Annotated in this window: 14 protein-coding genes and 1 pseudogene; 6 read left to right on the forward strand and 9 right to left on the reverse strand. The window is 69.5% G+C overall.

Annotated elements, in window-relative coordinates; genetic code table 11:
- Positions 1-88 precede the first annotated feature (88 nt).
- Entirely contained in the window at positions 89-1018 is a 930-nt protein-coding gene (locus ACFY0U_RS05130; RefSeq protein WP_388630293.1) for an ABC transporter permease, read from the forward strand.
- A 22-nt stretch (positions 1019-1040) separates the two neighbouring features.
- Entirely contained in the window at positions 1041-1880 is an 840-nt protein-coding gene (locus ACFY0U_RS05135) for an ABC transporter ATP-binding protein (protein WP_388630470.1), read from the forward strand.
- Here ACFY0U_RS05135 and ACFY0U_RS05140 read toward each other — a convergent pair.
- Positions 1877-2302: a GtrA family protein gene (locus ACFY0U_RS05140; protein WP_388630296.1), complete on the reverse strand. Its 426-nt coding sequence runs from the start codon at positions 2300-2302 to the stop codon at positions 1877-1879. The genes ACFY0U_RS05135 and ACFY0U_RS05140 overlap by 4 nt on opposite strands.
- Positions 2303-2415: 113 nt before the next feature.
- Positions 2416-7347: an NAD-glutamate dehydrogenase gene (locus tag ACFY0U_RS05145; protein WP_388630299.1), complete on the reverse strand. Its 4932-nt coding sequence runs from the start codon at positions 7345-7347 to the stop codon at positions 2416-2418.
- Positions 7348-7891: 544 nt separating this feature from the next.
- Here ACFY0U_RS05145 and ACFY0U_RS05150 point away from each other — a divergent pair.
- Positions 7892-8458: a DJ-1/PfpI family protein gene (locus ACFY0U_RS05150; protein WP_388630302.1), complete on the forward strand. Its 567-nt coding sequence runs from the start codon at positions 7892-7894 to the stop codon at positions 8456-8458.
- A 97-nt stretch (positions 8459-8555) separates the two neighbouring features.
- Here ACFY0U_RS05150 and ACFY0U_RS05155 read toward each other — a convergent pair whose 3' ends face one another.
- Complete coding sequence (locus ACFY0U_RS05155) at positions 8556-9230, reverse strand: HAD family hydrolase (protein WP_388630305.1); 675 nt, start codon at positions 9228-9230, stop codon at positions 8556-8558.
- Positions 9231-9299: 69 nt separating this feature from the next.
- The gene (locus tag ACFY0U_RS05160; protein WP_388630307.1) at positions 9300-9815 is read right to left on the reverse strand and encodes a DUF6912 family protein; all 516 of its coding nucleotides are present in this window, start codon (positions 9813-9815) and stop codon (positions 9300-9302) included.
- Positions 9816-10136: 321 nt separating this feature from the next.
- Between ACFY0U_RS05160 and ACFY0U_RS05165 the strand changes: the two genes are divergently transcribed.
- Positions 10137-10712 (forward strand): Rv3235 family protein, encoded by a 576-nt coding sequence (locus tag ACFY0U_RS05165; protein WP_388630310.1) that lies wholly within the window; start codon positions 10137-10139, stop codon positions 10710-10712.
- A gap of 96 nt (positions 10713-10808) precedes the next feature.
- Here ACFY0U_RS05165 and secA read toward each other — a convergent pair whose 3' ends face one another.
- Positions 10809-13646 carry a preprotein translocase subunit SecA gene (secA, locus tag ACFY0U_RS05170; protein WP_388630313.1) on the reverse strand — a complete coding sequence of 946 codons (2838 nt, stop codon included), beginning with the start codon at positions 13644-13646 and terminating at the stop codon, positions 10809-10811.
- A gap of 270 nt (positions 13647-13916) precedes the next feature.
- Between secA and ACFY0U_RS05175 the strand changes: the two genes are divergently transcribed.
- Together ACFY0U_RS05175 and ACFY0U_RS05180 are read left to right on the forward strand one after the other, a co-directional pair.
- Positions 13917-14489, forward strand: coding sequence for a GNAT family N-acetyltransferase (locus ACFY0U_RS05175; RefSeq protein ID WP_388630316.1), 573 nt, complete (start codon positions 13917-13919; stop codon positions 14487-14489).
- Between the two features lie 98 nt (positions 14490-14587).
- Positions 14588-15781, forward strand: a complete 1194-nt coding sequence (locus ACFY0U_RS05180) for a winged helix-turn-helix domain-containing protein (protein WP_388630319.1) — start codon at positions 14588-14590, stop codon at positions 15779-15781.
- Here ACFY0U_RS05180 and ACFY0U_RS05185 read toward each other — a convergent pair.
- The 4 genes and pseudogenes from ACFY0U_RS05185 to ACFY0U_RS05200 form a co-directional block, all read right to left on the reverse strand.
- Entirely contained in the window at positions 15767-16513 is a 747-nt protein-coding gene (locus ACFY0U_RS05185) for a response regulator transcription factor (protein WP_171148136.1), read from the reverse strand. The genes ACFY0U_RS05180 and ACFY0U_RS05185 overlap by 15 nt on opposite strands.
- 201 nt (positions 16514-16714) lie before the next feature.
- Positions 16715-17407 (reverse strand): ribosome hibernation-promoting factor, HPF/YfiA family, encoded by a 693-nt coding sequence (gene hpf / locus ACFY0U_RS05190; protein WP_388630322.1) that lies wholly within the window; start codon positions 17405-17407, stop codon positions 16715-16717.
- Between the two features lie 311 nt (positions 17408-17718).
- Positions 17719-18447 (reverse strand): ComF family protein, encoded by a 729-nt coding sequence (locus ACFY0U_RS05195; protein WP_388630473.1) that lies wholly within the window; start codon positions 18445-18447, stop codon positions 17719-17721.
- A gap of 183 nt (positions 18448-18630) precedes the next feature.
- Positions 18631-18927: pseudogene (locus ACFY0U_RS05200) on the reverse strand (ComF family protein); the annotation flags it as partial.
- Positions 18928-18966 lie beyond the last annotated feature (39 nt).

Raw genomic sequence — 18966 nt, forward strand, 5'->3', positions numbered from 1 at the left:
ACGGTCCCGTCCCGACGTAAGAGAACGTGAAGAGAAGCGTAAGGAAACGTCGGGTGCCGGACACACCCCCCAACCGAAAGCAGCGGATGTGAGCCAGGTCCTCCACACACCGCCCCCGACGGCGGCACCCCTCCCCACGCCCGCCGAAGGCGACCTCGCGGCCCTCGCCGCCCGTCACGGCCTCTCGGTCAGCGGTGCCCGACCGACCCTGTCCGAGTACGTCCGTCAGCTGTGGGCCCGGCGCCACTTCATCACCGCGTTCTCGACCGCCAAGCTCACCGCCCAGTACAGCCAGGCGAAGCTCGGCCAGGTCTGGCAGGTGATGAACCCGCTGCTGAACGCGGCGGTGTACTTCTTCATCTTCGGCGTGCTGCTGGGCACCAAGAAGGGTGTGCCGGACTACATCCCGTTCCTGGTGACGGGCGTGTTCATCTGGACGTTCACCCAGAGCTCGATCCTCGCCGGCACCCGCGCCATCTCCGGCAACCTCGGCCTGGTCCGGGCCCTGCACTTCCCGCGGGCCGCGCTGCCCATCTCCTTCTGCCTCCAGCAGCTCCAGCAGCTGCTGTTCTCGATGGCCGCCCTGGTCGTGATCCTGCTCTGCTTCGGCGTACCGGTCTCGGCGTCCTGGCTGCTGGCCGTCCCGGCGCTGATCCTCCAGTTCACCTTCAACGCCGGCGTCTCGATGGTCATGGCCCGGCTCGGCGCCAAGACCCCGGACATCGCCCAGCTGATGCCGTTCGTGCTGCGCACCTGGATGTACGTCTCCGGCGTGATGTGGAGCATCGACCACCTGCTCAGCAAGCACAACGACCTGCCGTCCTGGGTCGGCCCGGTCCTCCAGGCCAACCCGGCAGCGGTCTACATCGACCTGATGCGCTACGCCCTGATCGACAGCTTCCACTCCAGCCAGCTGCCGCACCACGTGTGGGCGATCGCGGCGGGCTGGGCGCTGCTCGCCGGAGTCGGCGGCTTCATCTACTTCTGGAAGGCTGAGGAGACGTACGGCCGTGGCTGACAACTTCGAGAACACCGCACCCGTGACCGGCGGCCTCCCCGCCACGACCGGTCTGGTCCCCACCGTCGTCGCCGACAACGTCGACATCGTCTACCGCGTCAACGGCACCGGCGCGGGCCGCGGCTCCGCGACCGCCGCCCTCAACCGCATGCTGCGCCGCAAGCAGACCGAGAAGGCGTCCGGCGTCCGCACGGTGCACGCGGTCAAGAAGGTCTCCTTCGTCGCCTACCGCGGCGAGGCGATCGGCCTGATCGGCACCAACGGCTCGGGCAAGTCGACCCTGCTCAAGGCGGTCGCCGGTCTGCTGCCGGTGGAGAGCGGCGCCATCTACACCGACGGCCAGCCCTCCCTCCTCGGCGTCAACGCGGCCCTGATGGGCGACCTGACCGGCGAGCGCAACGTCTACCTCGGCGGCCTCGCGATGGGCATGTCCCGCGAGCAGATCAAGGAGCGCTACCAGGAGATCGTCGACTTCTCCGGCATCAACGAGAAGGGCGACTTCATCACCCTGCCCATGCGCACGTACTCCTCCGGCATGGGCGCCCGGCTCCGCTTCTCCATCGCCGCCGCCAAGGACCACGACGTCCTCCTCATCGACGAGGCCCTCGCCACCGGGGACCGCTCCTTCCAGAAGCGCTCCGAGCAGCGCATCCGCGAGCTGCGCAAGCACGCCGGCACGGTGTTCCTGGTCAGCCACAACAACAAGTCGATCCGCGACACCTGCGACCGCGTGCTGTGGCTGGAACGCGGCGAACTGCGCATGGACGGCCCGACCGAGGACGTCCTGAAGGAGTACGAGGCCTTCACCGGCGACAAGACGACGAAGCCGAAGCCCAAGCCGAAGCCGAAGGCCGCCGTCTAGGACCCTTCCTGCTGGAACACCCAGGTGCGGTAGACGAGGAACCGGAACGCCGACGCCAGCACGATCGACACGGCCTTCACGGCATTCGACTCCAGCGGACCGTGAAGGCCGAGGCCGTGATAGCCGACGTAGAAGAGCCCGCTCTCCATGGCCACGCAGATCGCGCTGAAGACGAAGAACAGCACGATCTGCTGATGAGTGCGCGCGTCCCGGTCCCGGTAGGCGAAAAAGCGGAAGCCAAGGTAATTCGTGCCCATGGCGACGAGGCCGGCAAGCGCCGTCGCCACCATGGCCCGCCATGCGAGGCCGTGCAGCAGCACATTGAAGACGGCGAAGTTCACCACGACGCCGCTGCCGCCGACGACACCGAAGTGCACCACTTCGCGGACGCCGACACGCTCCTCGACAAGGTTCACAGTCACGGCACAAGGCTTAGCCGCAAACGGTAAGCCTTCCCCTTGCCTTTGCCTAAGGCAGGCCAAGAAAAGGGCGCCCTGAGCCATCGCGGCTCAGGGCGCCCTTCTTGTCGTACGGCCTACGAATGCGTCCGCAGCAGCGTGCGCATGGTCCGCATCGCCACCGACAGGTTGGCGAGGTCGAACGACTCCGAGCCCTGGATCTCCTCCAGGGTCGAGCGCGCCCGGCCCAGGATCGCCGCGTTCTTCTCCTCCCACGCCTTGAAGCGCTGCTCGGGAGTCGAGGTGCCGTTGCCCACCGCGAGGACGTCCGCGGTCAGCGCCGAGTGGGCCGCGTAGAGGTCCTCACGGATGGAGGCACGGGCCATGGACTGCCAGCGGTCGGCGCGGGGCAGCTCGATGATGCGGTCCATGAGCTGGGTGATCCGCAGCCGGTCGCCGAGGTCGTAGTAGACCTCCGCGACATCCAGCGGCTCGCGGCCCATCCGGTCGGCCACCGAGACGATGTCGAGCGTCGGGAAGGCGGAGGAGAACCCGGCCACACGCGTGGCGAGTTCGTCCGGGACGCCGGCTCCGGTCAGCTCGTCGTAGATCCGCTGGTACCACTCCAGATCCGCGCCCCGCAGCAGCTTCGGCAGCTGCGACCAGACCTGCTCGACGCGCTCGGCGAAGAACTCGACGGTCTCGGCGAGCTGGAGCGGCTGCGGCCGGTTGTTGAGCAGCCAGCGCGTGCCGCGCTCGACGAGCCGGCGCGAGTGCAGCCGGATGCGGGTCTGTACGGCGGCCTCGACCTGGTTGTCGAGCGCCTCCACCCCGTCCCACACCACGGCCGAGCGGAAGATCGCGCGGGCCGCGGTCTGCGCCCGGACGATCTCCTCGAGGGAGGCACCGGTCTCCTCGCGCAGCCGGTGCAGATACGTCGTACCGCCCGTGTTGACCGTGTCGTTGACCAGCACGGTCGTGATGATCTCGCGGCGCAGCGGGTGGGTGTCGATGTGCTCGGCGAACTTCTCGCGCAGCGCGCTCGGGAAGTAGGCGTCGAGCAGACCGCGCAGATACGGGTCGTCCGGCAGCGAGGTGTGCAACAGCTCGTCGGAGACCGTGATCTTGGTGTACGCCAGGAGGACGGCGGTCTCCGGGCCGGTCAGGCCCTGTGCGGCGCCCAGGCGTTCACGGATCTGGCGGTCGGTGGGCAGGAACTCCAGAGCCCGGTCCAGCAGGCCCGCGCGCACCAGGTGGCGCAGATAGCGCTGCTGGGCGTGGAGCATGTCCTTGGACTGGGCGAGCGCGTTGGCGATGGCCGTGTTCTGGGCGTAGTTGTTGCGCAGCACCAGCCGGCCGACCTCGTCGGTCATCTCGGCGAGCTGCTTGTTGCGCTGCTTGACGGTCATGTCGCCGTCCGCGACCAGGCCGTTGAGCAGGATCTTGATGTTCACCTCGTGGTCGGAGGTGTCCACGCCCGCGCTGTTGTCGATGGCGTCGGTGTTGATCTTCCCGCCGGTGAGCGAGAACTCGATCCGGCCGAGCTGGGTGAGTCCCAGGTTGCCGCCCTCGCCGACGACCTTGACCCGCAGGTCGGCGCCGTCGACCCGGATCGGGTCGTTGGCCTTGTCGCCGACGTCGGCGTGCGTCTCGGTGGAGGCCTTGACGTAGGTGCCGATGCCGCCGTTCCACAGCAGGTCCACCGGTGCCTTGAGGATGGCCTTCATCAGGTCGGCCGGCGTCATCTTGGCGACCTTGCCCTCGATGCCGAGGGCCTGGCGGATGTGCGCGTTGACCGGGATGGCCTTGGCGCTGCGGGGGAACACCCCGCCACCGGCCGAGATGAGCTCGGAGTCGTAGTCGGCCCAGCTGGAACGCGGCAGCTCGAAGACGCGGCGGCGTTCGGCGTAGGAGGTGGCCGCGTCCGGGTTCGGGTCGATGAAGATGTGGCGGTGGTCGAAGGCGGCGACCAGGCGGATGTGCTCGCTGAGCAGCATGCCGTTGCCGAACACGTCACCGGACATGTCGCCGATGCCGACGACCGTGAAGTCCTCGCTCTGGGTGTCGACCCCCAGCTCCCGGAAGTGCCGCTTGACGGACTCCCAGGCACCGCGCGCGGTGATGCCCATGCCCTTGTGGTCGTAGCCCGCGGAGCCGCCGGAGGCGAAGGCGTCGCCGAGCCAGAAGTTGTACTGCTCCGCGACCCCGTTGGCGATGTCCGAGAAGGTCGCGGTGCCCTTGTCGGCGGCGACCACGAGGTAGGTGTCGTCCTCGTCGTGCCGGACCACGTCGGCGGGCGGCACGACCTCGCCGGCGACCATGTTGTCGGTGATGTCGAGCAGCGCCGAGATGAACGTCTTGTAGCTGGCGATGCCCTCGGCCAGCCACGCGTCCCGGTCCACGCCCGGGTCGGGCAGCTGCTTGGCGACGAAGCCGCCCTTGGCGCCGACCGGCACGATGACGGTGTTCTTCACCATCTGCGCCTTGACCAGGCCGAGGATCTCGGTCCGGAAGTCCTCACGCCGGTCGGACCAGCGCAGACCGCCTCGCGCGACCTTGCCGAAGCGCAGGTGCACGCCCTCGACGCGCGGCGAGTAGACCCAGATCTCGTACGCCGGGCGCGGCGCCGGCAGGTCCGGGATCATCTGCGGGTCGAACTTCATGGACACGTACTCGTGCGGCTTGCCGCCGAGCGCCTCCTGGAAGAAGTTCGTGCGCAGGGTCGCCTTGATGACGGTCAGGAAGGAGCGCAGGATGCGGTCCTCGTCGAGGCTCGCCACCTGGTCGAGCGCCGCGTCGACCTCTTCGAGGAGGGCGTCCACGATCTCGTGCCCGGCGCGCTGCCGGTCCGGCGACATCCGCGCCTCGAACAGGGAGACGAGCAGCCGGGTGGTGTGGACGTTGTTGCGGAGGGTGTCCTCCATGTAGTCCTGCGAGAAGGTCGAGCCCGCCTGCCGCAGGTACTTGGCGTACGCCCGCAGCACCGTCGCCTGCCGCCAGTTCAGCCCGGCGCTCAGCACGAGGGCGTTGAAGCCGTCGTTCTCCGCCAGGCCCGTCCAGGTCGCCTCGAAGGCCTCCTGGAAGCGCTCGCGGCCGTCGTCGCCCAGGTAGTCCCCGGCGCCGTTCTGCGACCTGGGCATGCGCAGCCCGAAGTCGTAGATCCAGGCGACGCTGCGGTCCGAGCAGCGCAGCTCGTAGGGCCGCTCGTCGATGACCTCGACGCCGAGCCGGTTGAGGACCGGCAGCACGGCGGACAGGGTGATCGCGGCGCCCTTGCGGTAGATCTTGAAGCGGCGCTCCTCGGGGGCGGCGCCGACCGGCTCGTACAGGCTCAGCGCGAAGTTGTTCTCCTCGGTGAGCTTCTCCAGGTGGACGAGGTCGGCGACCGCGGAGCGCGAGGTGTGGTCGGCCTTGTAGCCCTCGGGGAAGGCGTTGCCGTACCGGCGCAGCAGTTCGGCGGCGCGCTCCTCGCCGAGTTCGTTGTTGAGCGCGTCGGAGAAGCCGTCGGCCCAGGAGCGGGCGGCCTCGACGAGGCGGGCCTCGATGCGCTCCTTGTCGAGGTCGGAGAGCTCCGGCAGCTCGGTGCCCTGCGGGACCCGGACCACGAAGTGCAGCCGGGACAGGATCGACTCGGTGTTCCAGGCGGTGAAGTCGACGCTGATGCCGCCCAGTTCCTCCTTGAGGATGTCGATGATCCGCAGCCGGACACCGGTGGTGTACCGGTCGCGCGGCAGGTACACGAGCGCGGAGTAGTAGCGCCCGTACTCGTCCTGGCGCAGGTAGAGCCGCAGCCGTCGGCGCTCCTGGAGGTAGAGCACGGAGGTGACGATGGACTGGAGCTCGTCGGGCGGGGTCTGGAAGAGCTCGTCGCGCGGGTACGTCTCCAGAATCTGGAGCAGGTCGCGCCCGTCGTGGCTGTTGGGCGAGAAGCCGGCGCGCTGGAGCACCTCGTCGACCTTGCGGCGGATGACGGGGACCCGGCGCACGGACTCGGTGTAGGCGGCGGAGGAGAAGAGCCCGAGGAAGCGCCGCTCACCGACGACATTGCCCTCGGCGTCGAACTTCTTCACGCCGATGTAGTCCAGGTACGACGGCCGGTGCACGGTCGCCCGGCTGTTGGCCTTGGTCAGCACGAGGAGCTTGTGCTCGCGCGCCTTGGCACGGGCGTCGGCGGGCAGCCGCTCGAAGGAGGGGCTGACGGGGTGGCTCTCGTCGTCGGCGTGATGCGGGTCGGAGCGCAGGATGCCGAGGCCGGTGCCCGGCACGGCGGCGAGGGAGTCGTCGTCGCGGAGCTGGTACTCGCGGTATCCGAGGAAGGTGAAGTGGTCGGCGGCCAGCCAGCGCAGCAGCTCGCGGGCCTCCTCGATGTCCTGCTCGCGCAGGTCGGAGGCGACGGGCTCGGCGGGCAGCTCCTCGGCCATCCGCAGCGCCGCGTCCCGCATCTTCTCCCAGTCCTCGACGGCCTCGCGGACGTCGGACAGGACGCGCAGCAGATCGGCGGTGATCTGCTTCAGGTCCGCCCGGTCGGTCTCGCGGTCGATCTCGACGTGGATCCAGGACTCGGTGTGCGCGTCGTGCGGAAGCTCGCCGCTGGGCCGCTGGGCGAGCACCTCGATGAGCCTGCCGGTGAGATCGCGCCGGACGACCACCTGGGGGTGGATGACGACATGGATGCCGCGCCCCTGCCGGGTCAGCTCATTGGTGACGGAGTCGACGAGGAAGGGCATGTCGTCGGTGACGACCTCGACGATCGAATGAGTGCACGCCCATCCGTTCTCCTCCACGGTGGGCGTGAGGACCCGCACACTGGCCGTGCCCTGCGGCCGGTTCTCGGCCAGCCGATAGTGGGAGAGAGCGGCTCCGAAGACATCGATCGGGTCACGACCGGTGAGGTCCTCCGGGGCGGTGTGCAGGTAGTAGCGCTGGAGGAACGCGAGCACGGTCTCCCGGTCTGGGGTGCCCTCGTCCGTGGTCCCGGTCGGTAGGTGCCCCCCGACCGGGCTGTTCTCAGCTACCCGGGCGGCCCTCTCGAGCAGCTCGGCCTTGGCTTCGTCCAGCTTGGTCTGCATTGTCCTCTGGCTCCTGTCGCGCGCCGTTGCGTGACGTTGAAGGAAGTACGGTCTCTTCCCCTGGGACGTGACGCCGTGACGCGGGGTGTCCGGTCTGCTCCGACGCTATGCCGCAAGGTGAGATGAGCGGGGGGTTATCAGCCATTCTTGGCACGCCCGACGGGTGTGACGCTGCTCTCTGCGACGCCGCTCCAGGGGATGTGCGCGGCGCCCCGGGGGCCCATGTGCCCCCGCCCCGCCCGCGAAGACCAGCGACCGCCGCCCGGTCACGGATGTGGTCCGTGCTCTCCGGGCGCAGGGCAGGGGCAACGATGCCCCCGCGAGCTATCGCGCTGATCACGCCACCAAGGCTATCGCTCCTTACAGGGGGCCCGTCATGAGCCGTATGTGTACAAAACCGGGGGTAGAACTTTGACGTTCTGCACAGGGGCGGGGAGCGTCGCGCCGTGCGGTGGGTGTCATCCGGGGCGGTGCTGCCCGCGTCCTCGGGCCAATAGCGACCGGCCCCCTTGGCAAGGGCCCGCTCCGGATGCACGTTGCCGACATGACAGCCAAAATCCTGATCGTCACCGGCGACGCAGCGGAGTCACTGGAGGTCCTGTACCCCTACCAGCGCCTCCGTGAAGAGGGCTACGACGTCCATATCGCGGCCCCCGCCCGCAAGAAGCTCCGGTTCGTGGTCCATGACTTCGAACCCGGCTTCGACACCTACACCGAGAAGCCCGGCTACACCTGGCCCGCCGATCTCGCCTTCGCCGAGGTCGACCCCGGTCAGTACGCCGCGCTCGTCATCCCCGGCGGCCGCGCCCCCGAGTACCTGCGCAACGACCCGGAGCTCCGCAAGATCCTCAAGTCCTTCTTCGACGCGGACAAGCCGGTCGCCCAGATCTGCCACGGCCCCCTGCTCACCGCCGCGATCGACGGCCTGCGCGGCCGCCGCGTCACGGCCTACCCCGCGCTGGAACTCGACATGCAGGCGGCCGGCGCGACCTTCCAGGACGCCGAGGCGGTCGTGGACGGCACGCTGGTCTCCTCCCGGGCCTGGCCGGACCACTCCCGGTGGATGCGCGAGTTCCTGACGATCCTGCGGGCGAAGGCGCCGGTGACGTGAGGGGGCGCCGGTGAGGTAGTCGTCCGACCGCGGCTCGGTGTGAGGTCCTTGGACGGGCCCACTCCATGTAGCTGCGGGCAGTCGCGCCGCCCCGCAGCTACGCCGCCAGCCGCTCCGCCTCCACCACGGCTTCCGCCAGGGTGTCCACCACAGGCACCCCCACCGCCTCCAGACTGGCCCGGCTGTGCGAACCCCCCGTGTACAGCACGGCCCGCGCCCCCACATGCCGCGCCGCCACCGCGTCGTCGGCCGCGTCCCCGATCACCACGGTCCGAGCGGGGTCCACTCCCGCCGCCCCCGTCAGTTCCGCGAGGTGTCGCGTCATGTGCTCGGCCTTGCTGCCCCCGGAAGGCCCGGTCCGGCCGTCGACGCGTATGAAGTGCGCCTCGATCCCGAACCCCCGGACCAGCGGGACCAGTTCCTCGTGCCCGTACATGCTGAGGATCGACTGGCTGCGCCCCGCCGACCGCCACCCCGCGAGCAGCTCGGCCGCACCGACCGTGAGCCCGCAGCGGACCCGATGCTCGGTGTAGTACCGGTGGAAGGTCTCGTCCATGACGAGCCACTCGGCCTCGGTCGGCAGCCGCCCCAGCAGCCGCTCGTAGAACTTCGGCACCGGCACGCAGTACAGCGCCCGATACCGCTCCATCGTGATCGGCTCCAGCCCCAGCTCGGCGAACGCCGCGTTCGTCGCCCCGATGATCGCGTCATTGTCGTGGAACAGCGTCCCGTTCCAGTCCCACACAATGTGCGCGCCCGTTTGCTTCCCCATGCCAAAAAAATGTACCCGCCGCCACTGACAATCAAGAGGCCCACAGGTCACACAGGCACGGCCGGCCCCTCAGTCGCCCAGCCCGACCAGGTTCGGGATCTCCTGCGTGGCGAACCAGAGCAGTTCGTGGTCCTCGGCCCCGTCCACGACGAACTGCGCGTCGTCGTCCCCGCCGTCCGCCGCCGCGAGCGCCTCCGCGGCCGCGGTCACGTCCGGGCCGGCGTCACTCGCGTCGACATGCACGGCGGCCGCCTTGCCCAGCGGTACGGCCCGGTCGACCCGCACCTCGCCCAGCGCGGCCGGGTCGAGTCCTCGGTCGGGGTCGGCGACCGCCGCGCCGTCGGGCACGTCGACGGCGACGACGACCCGGCGCCGTACCGCCTCGGGGTCGGCAGCGAGCAGCCGCAGCGAGGCGAGCGCGGCCCGGTTCAGCGCCGCGTACTCCAGTTCCTCGATGTCGTCGGAGAGGTACCACTCGCGCAACGCGGGCGTCACGGCGTAGGCGACGAGCGGTCCGGGCCCCAGCTCGCCCGTCTTGTACGCCTCGGCGAGACCGGAGAGGGTCAGGGGGACGTAGACGCGCATGGGCTGCCGCTTTCGTGGTCGGAGGGCGGGCTCGGAGTGCTCCGCGAGGGCCTCGGTGAGGGCCTTCAGGATACGTGCGGGCGTCCCCTTTCGAGTCCCTGCCTCTACGTCTGCAGGCGTCCACCCCGGTCCGGGAAGTCACCCGGCGAGCCCCCGGGGTCACGGCCCTCAGCCCGCCTCGATCACTCGGATAAGTGAACATTCCGGCCCCTCGACCCGGCCCCCGCACGCCTTGCCGCTGCCCGTCGCGACCCCGTACAAGATCCCCAACACGAAAGTTACCGCCCGGTACGACTCCGGGCTCAGCGAACGGGGACCCTCATGAACAAGGTCATGACCAGGGCACAGAACCGTCCGGGCACCCGCCCCCCGGGCCGCCGTGACACCCGCCGCCCGGGCACCACCCCGCCCCGCACCCCCACCGGCGGCACGACCCGTACGGCCGCGGACGACAGCCGCCCACCGGGCTCCCGGACCGGCGCCGGCCCGCGCACCGCCCCCGCCGACAACCGCCCGCCGACGCCCCGCCCGGAGGCCCGCCACAGGCCCGTCCCCCAGCCCCGCCCCACCGACCTCTTCGCCGACCTCCTCCTCGCGGTCCTCAGCGGCCAGCGCCCCGTCCACTCGATGCTCCGGCACACCGTCGGCCAGGCCTACGACGAACTCGCCGTGCTCGCCGAACGCGGCCCCCTGCGCACCCACGGCACCCGCCCCGTCGTCCGCGACATCGGCTACTACGTCCCCCGCGACGGCGCGGTCGAGGCCTTCGCCCGCATCGGCGCCGGCGACCAGCTCCGCGCCATGGCCTTCCGCCTGGAACTGGGCCGCGACCGCCGCTGGCGCTGCGCCGCGGTGGAACTGGGCGGGCCCAGGGGCAACCGCACGGAGGACGTCTGACACCCCCCGGAGCCACACGCACGCGGCCGAACACGAAAGGACCGGGCCACCCCAGGTGACCCGGCCCTTCACACCACTACAGCGTCACAGACACCGTCACTTCTTACGGCGCCGCCCACGCGACTGCTTCCGCCGCTCCGCGCGAGTGAGACCATCCGCCTCGGACCGCACCGGCTCGTCGTCGTCGGCGAACTCACCCTCGACGACGCCCCCCTCACCGTCCACGGTCGGCGCGGAGAAGTGCAGATCCCGGCGCTGCGGAGCGTCGAGCCCCTTCGCCCGGATCTCCGGACGCGCACCCGCCTGCGCCGGCACCGAGTCCTGCTTCTCCAGCGACGGCGCCGCGTCCTGGACCGGGACCTCCTCGACCTGCTGCTCGACCTGGACCTCCAGGTTGAACAGGTAGCCGACGGACTCCTCCTTGATGCCCTCCATCATGGCGGTGAACATGTCGAAGCCCTCGCGCTGGTACTCGACCAGCGGGTCCTTCTGCGCCATCGCGCGCAGGCCGATGCCCTCCTGGAGGTAGTCCATCTCGTAGAGGTGCTCGCGCCACTTGCGGTCCAGGACCGACAGCACGACCCGGCGCTCCAGCTCACGCATGATCTCGGAGCCGAGCTGCGCCTCACGCGCCTCGTACTGCTCGTGGATGTCGTCCTTGATGGACTCGGAGATGAAGTCGGCGGTCAGCCCGGCACGGTCGCCGGCCGCGTCCTCCAGCTCCTCGACGGTGATCTTCACCGGGTAGAGCTGCTTGAACGCGCCCCACAGCCGGTCGAGGTCCCAGTCCTCCGCGAAGCCCTCGGCGGTCTCCGCGCTGATGTACGCGTCGATCGTGTCGTTCATGAAGTGCTGCACCTGCTCGTGCAGGTCCTCGCCCTCCAGGACACGGCGCCGCTCGCCGTAGATGACCTCGCGCTGGCGGTTGAGGACCTCGTCGTACTTCAGGACGTTCTTACGCGTCTCGAAGTTCTGCTGCTCGACCTGCGACTGGGCGGACGCGATCGCGCGCGTGACCATCTTGTTCTCGATCGGCACGTCGTCCGGGACGTTCGCCATCGACATCACGCGCTCGACCATCTGGGCCTTGAACAGACGCATCAGGTCGTCGCCGAGCGACAGGTAGAAGCGGGACTCGCCCGGGTCGCCCTGACGGCCGGAACGACCGCGCAGCTGGTTGTCGATACGGCGCGACTCGTGCCGCTCGGTGCCGAGGACGTAGAGCCCGCCGAGCTCCTTGACCTCCTCGAACTCCGCCTTGACCGCCTGCTCGGCCCGCTCCAGGGCGGCGGGCAGGGCCGCGGCCCACTCCTCGATGTGCTCCTCGGGGTCGAGGCCGCGCTGCCGCAGCTCCGCCTCGGCGAGGTCCTCGGGGTTGCCGCCGAGCTTGATGTCGGTACCACGGCCGGCCATGTTGGTGGCCACGGTCACGGCGCCCTTGCGGCCGGCCTGGGCGACGATCGTCGCCTCCCGGTCGTGCTGCTTGGCGTTCAGCACCTCGTGCTGGACGCCGCGCTTGCTGAGCTGCTGCGAGAGGTACTCGGACTTCTCGACCGACGTCGTACCGACGAGGATCGGCTGGCCCTTCTCGTGCTTCTCGACGATGTCGTCGACGACCGCCTCGAACTTCGCGACCTCGGTGCGGTAGATCAGGTCCGACTGGTCCTTGCGGACCATGGGCCGGTTGGTCGGGATCGGGACGACACCGAGCTTGTAGATCTGGTGGAACTCGGCGGCCTCGGTCATCGCCGTACCGGTCATGCCGCAGAGGCCGGGCTGTTCCTTGCCGTTGTGGTCGTGGCGCTTGTAGAGGCGGAAGAAGTTCTGGAGGGTGATCGTGGCGAGTGTCTGGTTCTCGTCCTTGATGTCCACCCCTTCCTTCGCCTCGATCGCCTGGTGCATACCCTCGTTGTAGCGGCGGCCGGCGAGGATACGGCCGGTGTGCTCGTCGACGATCATGACTTCGCCGTCCAGGACGACGTAGTCCTTGTCCTTCTTGAAGAGCTCCTTCGCCTTGATGGCGTTGTTCAGGTAGCCCACCAGAGGGGTGTTCACCGACTCGTAGAGGTTGTCGATGCCCAGCCAGTCCTCGACCTTGGCGACGCCCGACTCGTGGATGGCGACCGTGCGCTTCTTCTCGTCGACCTCGTAGTCGCCGGTCTCCTCGATGCCCTTGAGCGGGTTGCCGGCCTCGCCCTTCTTCAGGCGGGTGACCAGCTTGGCGAAGTCGCCGTACCACTTGGTGGCCTGGTCGGCCGGGCCGGAGATGATCAGCGGCGTACGGGCCTCGTCGACCAGGATGGAGTCGACCTCGTCGACGATCGCGAAGTTGTGGCCGCGCTGGACGAGCTCCTCCTTGGACCACGCCATGTTGTCGCGCAGGTAGTCGAAGCCGAACTCGTTGTTCGTGCCGTACGTGATGTCGCACGCGTACTGCTCACGGCGCTGGGCGGGCGTCATGTTGGCGAGGATGCAACCGACGTTCAGGCCCAGGAACTTGTGGACGCGGCCCATCATCTCGGAGTCGCGCTCGGCCAGGTAGTCGTTGACCGTGATCAGGTGGACGCCCTTGCCGGACAGCGCGTTCAGATACGCGGGCAGGGTGCCGACGAGGGTCTTGCCCTCACCGGTCTTCATCTCGGCCACGTAGCCGAGGTGGAGGGCCGCGCCGCCCATGATCTGCACGTCGTAATGGCGCTGGCCGAGCGCGCGCTTGGCGCCCTCGCGCACGGTGGCGAACGCCTCGGGCAGCAGGTCGTCCAGCGTCTCACCATCGATGTACCGCTGCTTGTACTCATCAGTGAGGGCCCGCAGCTCGGCGTCGGAGAGGTCGACGAAGTCCTCTTCGATGGAGTTGACCTGGTCCGCGATGCGGTGCAGCTTGCGCAGGATCTTGCCTTCGCCTGCACGCATGATCTTCGAGAGGACGGACACGGGGGTAAGTCTCCTTGCCGGTCGGGCCTGGGACGGTCGGTTTCCATTTGACTTGACTGAGCAACGGCCATCGTATGCGAGGACCCGGCCGCGCCGGGAGCCTGCCGAGGACGCCGACCGTCCGGTGCTTCAAATCTCCGTCAAAGGGGACAACGGACGGAGGTCGCGGATGGTGCCGCGTTCCTCCGACGATTTGCGCGAAGTGTGATCACCCGCTCACACAGCGCAAAAAGATGGCGTCCACGCCCGCATCCCGAGCAGAATCGGCCGATGGAACCCGTCACGCTCACCACCGGCCGCCTGGTTCTGCGCACCGTCGGTCCCGACGACACCGACGCCGTGTACGCCGCCGCCCAGGACCCCGAGATGCAGCGCTGGCTCTCCCAGTTCCCCTCGCCCTATCTCCACGAGCACGCACAGGCCTTCACGGAGCAGTTCGCCCCCGACGGCTGGGCCGACGACTCCATGTTCACCTTCGGTGTCTTCCTGCCCTCCGGCGAACTCGTCGGCATGCTCGGCATCACCATGCGCTCCCTCGGCGTCGCGGAAATCGGCTTCTGGGCCGCCAAGGAACACCGCGGCAACGGCTACATCACCGAGGCCACCACCACAACCGCCCGCTGGGCCTTCACCGCCCTCGCCGTCGACCGCATCGAATGGCGCGCGGAAGTGGGCAACACCCCCTCCCGCGCGGTGGCCCGACGCGCCGGCTTCACCTTCGAAGGCACCCTGCGCTCCGCGGTCAACAACAAGGGCGTACGACGGGACTGCTGGGTGGGTTCACTGCTCCCGTCGGACCTGGGCCTGCCGTCGACGGCCCCGTACTTGCCGGCCCCCTCCTAGCCGGCGCAGCCTGCGGGCATGCGTGCCGCCTGGGCGCCGTGCGAACAAACCCCCAGCTCACCCCCCACTGTCAGTCCCACCTCCTATCGTGCGGAAGCATGACGACCCCGCGCCCCACCGCAGCGCTCTCCGCAGACGAGGCCCGCCGCATCGTCCTCCACGCCCAGGGCTTCCTCGGCACTCCCAACCGCAAGGCCGGCGTCCGCGGCATCCTCCGCCACCTCGGCGCGGTCCAACTCGACACCATCTCGGTCCTGGCCCGCTCCCACGAACTCATCCCGTACGCCCGCCTGGGAGCAGTGGGCCGCAAGACGGTCGAGAACGCCTACTGGGCGACTGCACCCCTTGGCGCGCCTCCGGCACGACCCCACGCCTTCGAATACTGGTCCCACGCCGCCTGCATCCTCCCCATCGAGGAATGGCCCCACTTCGCCTTCCGCCGCCGCGCCTACAGGAACCGCCCGCACTGGAACCACGCCCTCCCGGACGGCACCTACGACCAGGTCATCAAGCAACTCCGCACCGAAGGCCCCCTCACCGCAACAGAGTTGGGCGGGGCGAAGAAGACCAGCGAATGGTGGGACTGGTCCGGCACGAAGGTCGCCGTGGAACGCGCGCTCATGTACGGCGAGGTGGTCTGCGTGGAGCGCCGCGGCTGGAAGCGCGTGTACGACCTGGCAGAACGCGCCGTACCGAAGGACCTGCTGCACGACGACCTGGACGACACCGAGTGCCTGCGCACCCTGGTCCGCCTCGCCGGCCAGTCCCTGGGCGTCGGCACGCGCGCGGACATCGCCGACTACCACCGCCTCAAGGGCGAACAGGTCGACGCGGTGATCGCCGACTCGGGCCTGGTCCCGGTCACGGTCGAGGGCTGGGGCAAGCCCGCCTGGGCCGACCCCGCGGCCCTGGAGACCCCGCCGCGCGGCCGCCACCGTACGACCCTGCTGTCGCCCTTCGACTCCCTGATCTGGGAACGCGCGCGTACGGAGCGGATCTTCGGCTTCACCCACCGCCTGGAGGCCTACGTCCCCAAGCCGAAGCGGGTGTACGGCTACTTCGCGATGCCGGTGCTGGCCGGCGGTCGTCTGGTGGGCCGCGTGGACCCGGCACGCGAGGGCCGCACCCTCGTCGCCCGGCAGGTCACCCTGGACGGCCCGAAGGCGGTTCCGGCGGTGGCGCAGGCACTGGTCGAGGCGGCGAGCTGGGTGGACTGCACAGACGTACGCGTGGAGCGGGTGGACGCACCCGAACTGCGCGAGCCCCTCGTGAAGGCACTAGCGGATCTCTAGGATCTTCTCCCGCATCGCATAGACGACGGCCTCCATCCTGGAGTGCAGCTGCAGCTTCTCCAGGATGTTGCGCACATGGTTCTTCACGGTGTTCTCGGAGATGAACAACTCCTTGGCGATATCGCGGTTGTTCATACCGGTGGCGACGAGTTTGAGAACCTCCAGCTCCCGGTCCGTCAGCCGCGGCGCGGGCACAAGTCGGCGTTCGTCCGTCCGCTGGATCATCGACTTGAACTCGGTGAGCAGTTTCGACGCCATGGAAGGGCTGATCTGCGACTGCCCGTCGGCCACCGCGCGAATGGCGGTGGCCACCTCGTCGGTGGAGATCTCCTTGAGGAGATAACCGGTCGCGCCCGCCTTGATCGCCTCGTAGAGGTCGGCTTCCTCATCGCTGATCGTCAACATGATGATCTTGGCGCTGGGTGCCACCTCCTTGATGGAGGTGCATGCCTCGATACCGCCCCGCTTGGGCATCCGCACGTCCATCAGGACGATGTCGGGCAGCAGATCGGCGGCCTTGTCCACGGCCTCGGCGCCGTCGCCCGCCTCGCCCACGACCTGGATGTCCTCCTCGGCCGCGAGCACGATCTCGAGTCCCCGTCGGAAGAGGGCATGGTCGTCGACGACCAGGACACGGATGGGCTCCTTGCGTGGTGAGCCCGCGTCCGATCCCATGCCGACGACGCCGTCGCCGGCATCCCCGTCATGCATCGGTCCGAAGCTGTCCGCCATCGTTCCTCCCCCTGAAGGCTGTGGCTGGTCATGTGCCATCGCCAACCCAAGGCAACGGCCCACCGGTTGGGCCGATGCGGCCATGATTTCATGCCCGCACGACACTGCGGTGACAGAGCCGGGCGCGAAGTGGTCGCACACCGGTGCCCCTGGGGGCGCACACGCGCTCCAGGGGCACCGCTCAGCCGTCAGCCGGGCGCGTCAGCCACCCAGCGTGCCACCGGCCGCGGGAGGCTGCGCCTGGGCGACCATCGGGTCCGTGCTGAGGTGGATGACGCCGTAGTCGTAGGCGTGCCGCCGGTAGACGACACTCGGTTCCTTGGTCTCGGAGTCGACGAACAGATAGAAGTCGTGCCCGACCAGCTCCATCTCGTAAAGAGCCTGGTCAAGGGTCATCGGGGAGGCGACGTGGGTCTTCTCGCGGACGATGAGGGGGCCTTCGCCCTTCACTTCCAGCGAGCCGATCTTCTTGGTGGGTACGCCGTCCGGCTCCTGGTCGTGGACCGGGTGGCCGTTCCCGTTGAGCGTCGCAGCGCCCGGGACGTGATCGGGGACCTCGGCCGCCGTGAGCCGGCGCGTGCCGCGACGGGAGTAACGCTTGTCGTGCTGCTTGCGCAGCCGGGCGTCGAGCTTTTCCGCCGCCAGGTCGAGCGCCGCGTACGGATCACTTGCTGCCGCCTCCGCCCGGATCACCGGACCGCGGGAGCGGAGCGTGATCTCCACTCGGTCACAGCGGTCGGCCTGTCGGGGGTTCGGCTCCTTGGACACCTCGACGTCGAGGCTGATCACCTTGCCGTCGAGCTTCTGGATCTTCTCCAGCTTCAGCTTCTCGGCCACGTGCTTGCGGAACCGCTCGGGCACCTCGGTCTTGCGGCCCTTGACGACGATGTCCACGCAGAACTCCGTTCCCGGATCACTCCGCGCCACTGGCGGAGCATCTCCCTTTTGCACCAGGTCCCGGTGAGCCCCGGAACCTCGGACTCGGTGACGTCCACCTCCTCCCCCGTGGGCAAGATCTCCACTCCACCGGGGCGGGTGATTGTGAAAAACCCGCGGCACGGCAATCGGATATGAGAGGTGTGGCCTGCGCCTTTCCTCACAACCGAACATATCTCGCCCGGACGGATGTCGTCACCCTCTACCGCGGCGTACCTCCGTTCAGGTGAAATGGCCCTCTCATTACCTGCAACGATGCAAGTTTCCAGTCAGTTCCGGTTTATTTCGAAAGAACCCGGCGCCGCCGCGACCACAGCCGCGCAGATGACGTCACCGGCACGGTTGGTCCGCACCATTCCGGGCCCACCGCCCATGTCCGCCTCCGCCGATCGATTCCTCCGTCCCCCTCTGCCTTCCCGAGCAGCCGTGCCGTACACAGCCGTTACGGCTGAGCCGTACGAGACCGAGCCACCGTCACGCCCCCGCGCGACCGCCGCCCGCACGGCACGCGCCGCCTCCCTCAGGGACGCGCCCGTCGTCATCAGGTCGTCGACGAGCACGACCGGACCGCCGAGCAGCAACCGCTCCCCACCGGGAACGACCGCGAGCGCACCCGCGAGATTCTCCAGCCGCTCCCGTGCATCGAGCCCGGCCTGATCAGCCACGGCCCGCCGCTGTCGCAACACACCGACCACCCGCGCCGCCACCCCGCCACGCCGCAGCTCCCCCGCCGCCGCGAGCGCGATCCGCCGCGCCGGATCATGCCCCCGAGCCCCCACCGTCCGCCGCGCGGACGGCACAGGGACGAGCAGCACGCCCCCATCCCCCGCGCCGCCGGCTACCGGCACACACCCGGAACCGTCTCCCGCCGGCCCCACGCCAACCCCGGCAACCCCCGCAGCACCACCCACAGACCCCGCCCCGCCGCCCCCGGCTTCCCGGCCACCGGCCGACGCCGAACCACCGCCACACCCCGCCCCGGCGCCAGCCCCTGCCAGGCCTCCAAACGCTCCACCGGCCACTCCAGGCCCCTCGCCGGACCACCCCGGACCAACGACACGGCGCCCCCGCACAGCCCCTTCAGAGCCCCACCCAGACCCCGCAGAGCCCCAGTCAGCCCGCGCCGGCCCAGCGCCCGGCCCCGGCACCGCACCGCAGCCCTCCGCCGAACCCCCGGCCCACGCCTCCCGCAGCCCCGCCCGCACGGCCCCCGCCAGAGCCACACCCAGCGGCGCCGCCAAGGTCAGTGCGCCACGTTCCTTGTGCGCCAGCAGCACCGCCCGCACCTCGTCGGCGTACCGCGCAGCCGCATGCACCGCCGGCAGCCCCGCAGGCTCCGGCTCCGGTCGCACCCGGCACGGCACGGTCCCGCTCAGGACGGCACGGCACTCCGGACAGAGCACCGTGCGAGCCCTCCCGCAGCCTCCGCACTCGGCCGGCAGCACCAGATCGGTGAGGTCCTGCCACCACCCCCGCATGCCCACCACTGTGCCAACGCCGACGCCGCCCGGCCACCC

The sequence above is a fragment of the Streptomyces sp. NPDC001536 genome, assembly GCF_042894505.1.
Lineage (GTDB): Bacteria > Actinomycetota > Actinomycetes > Streptomycetales > Streptomycetaceae > Streptomyces.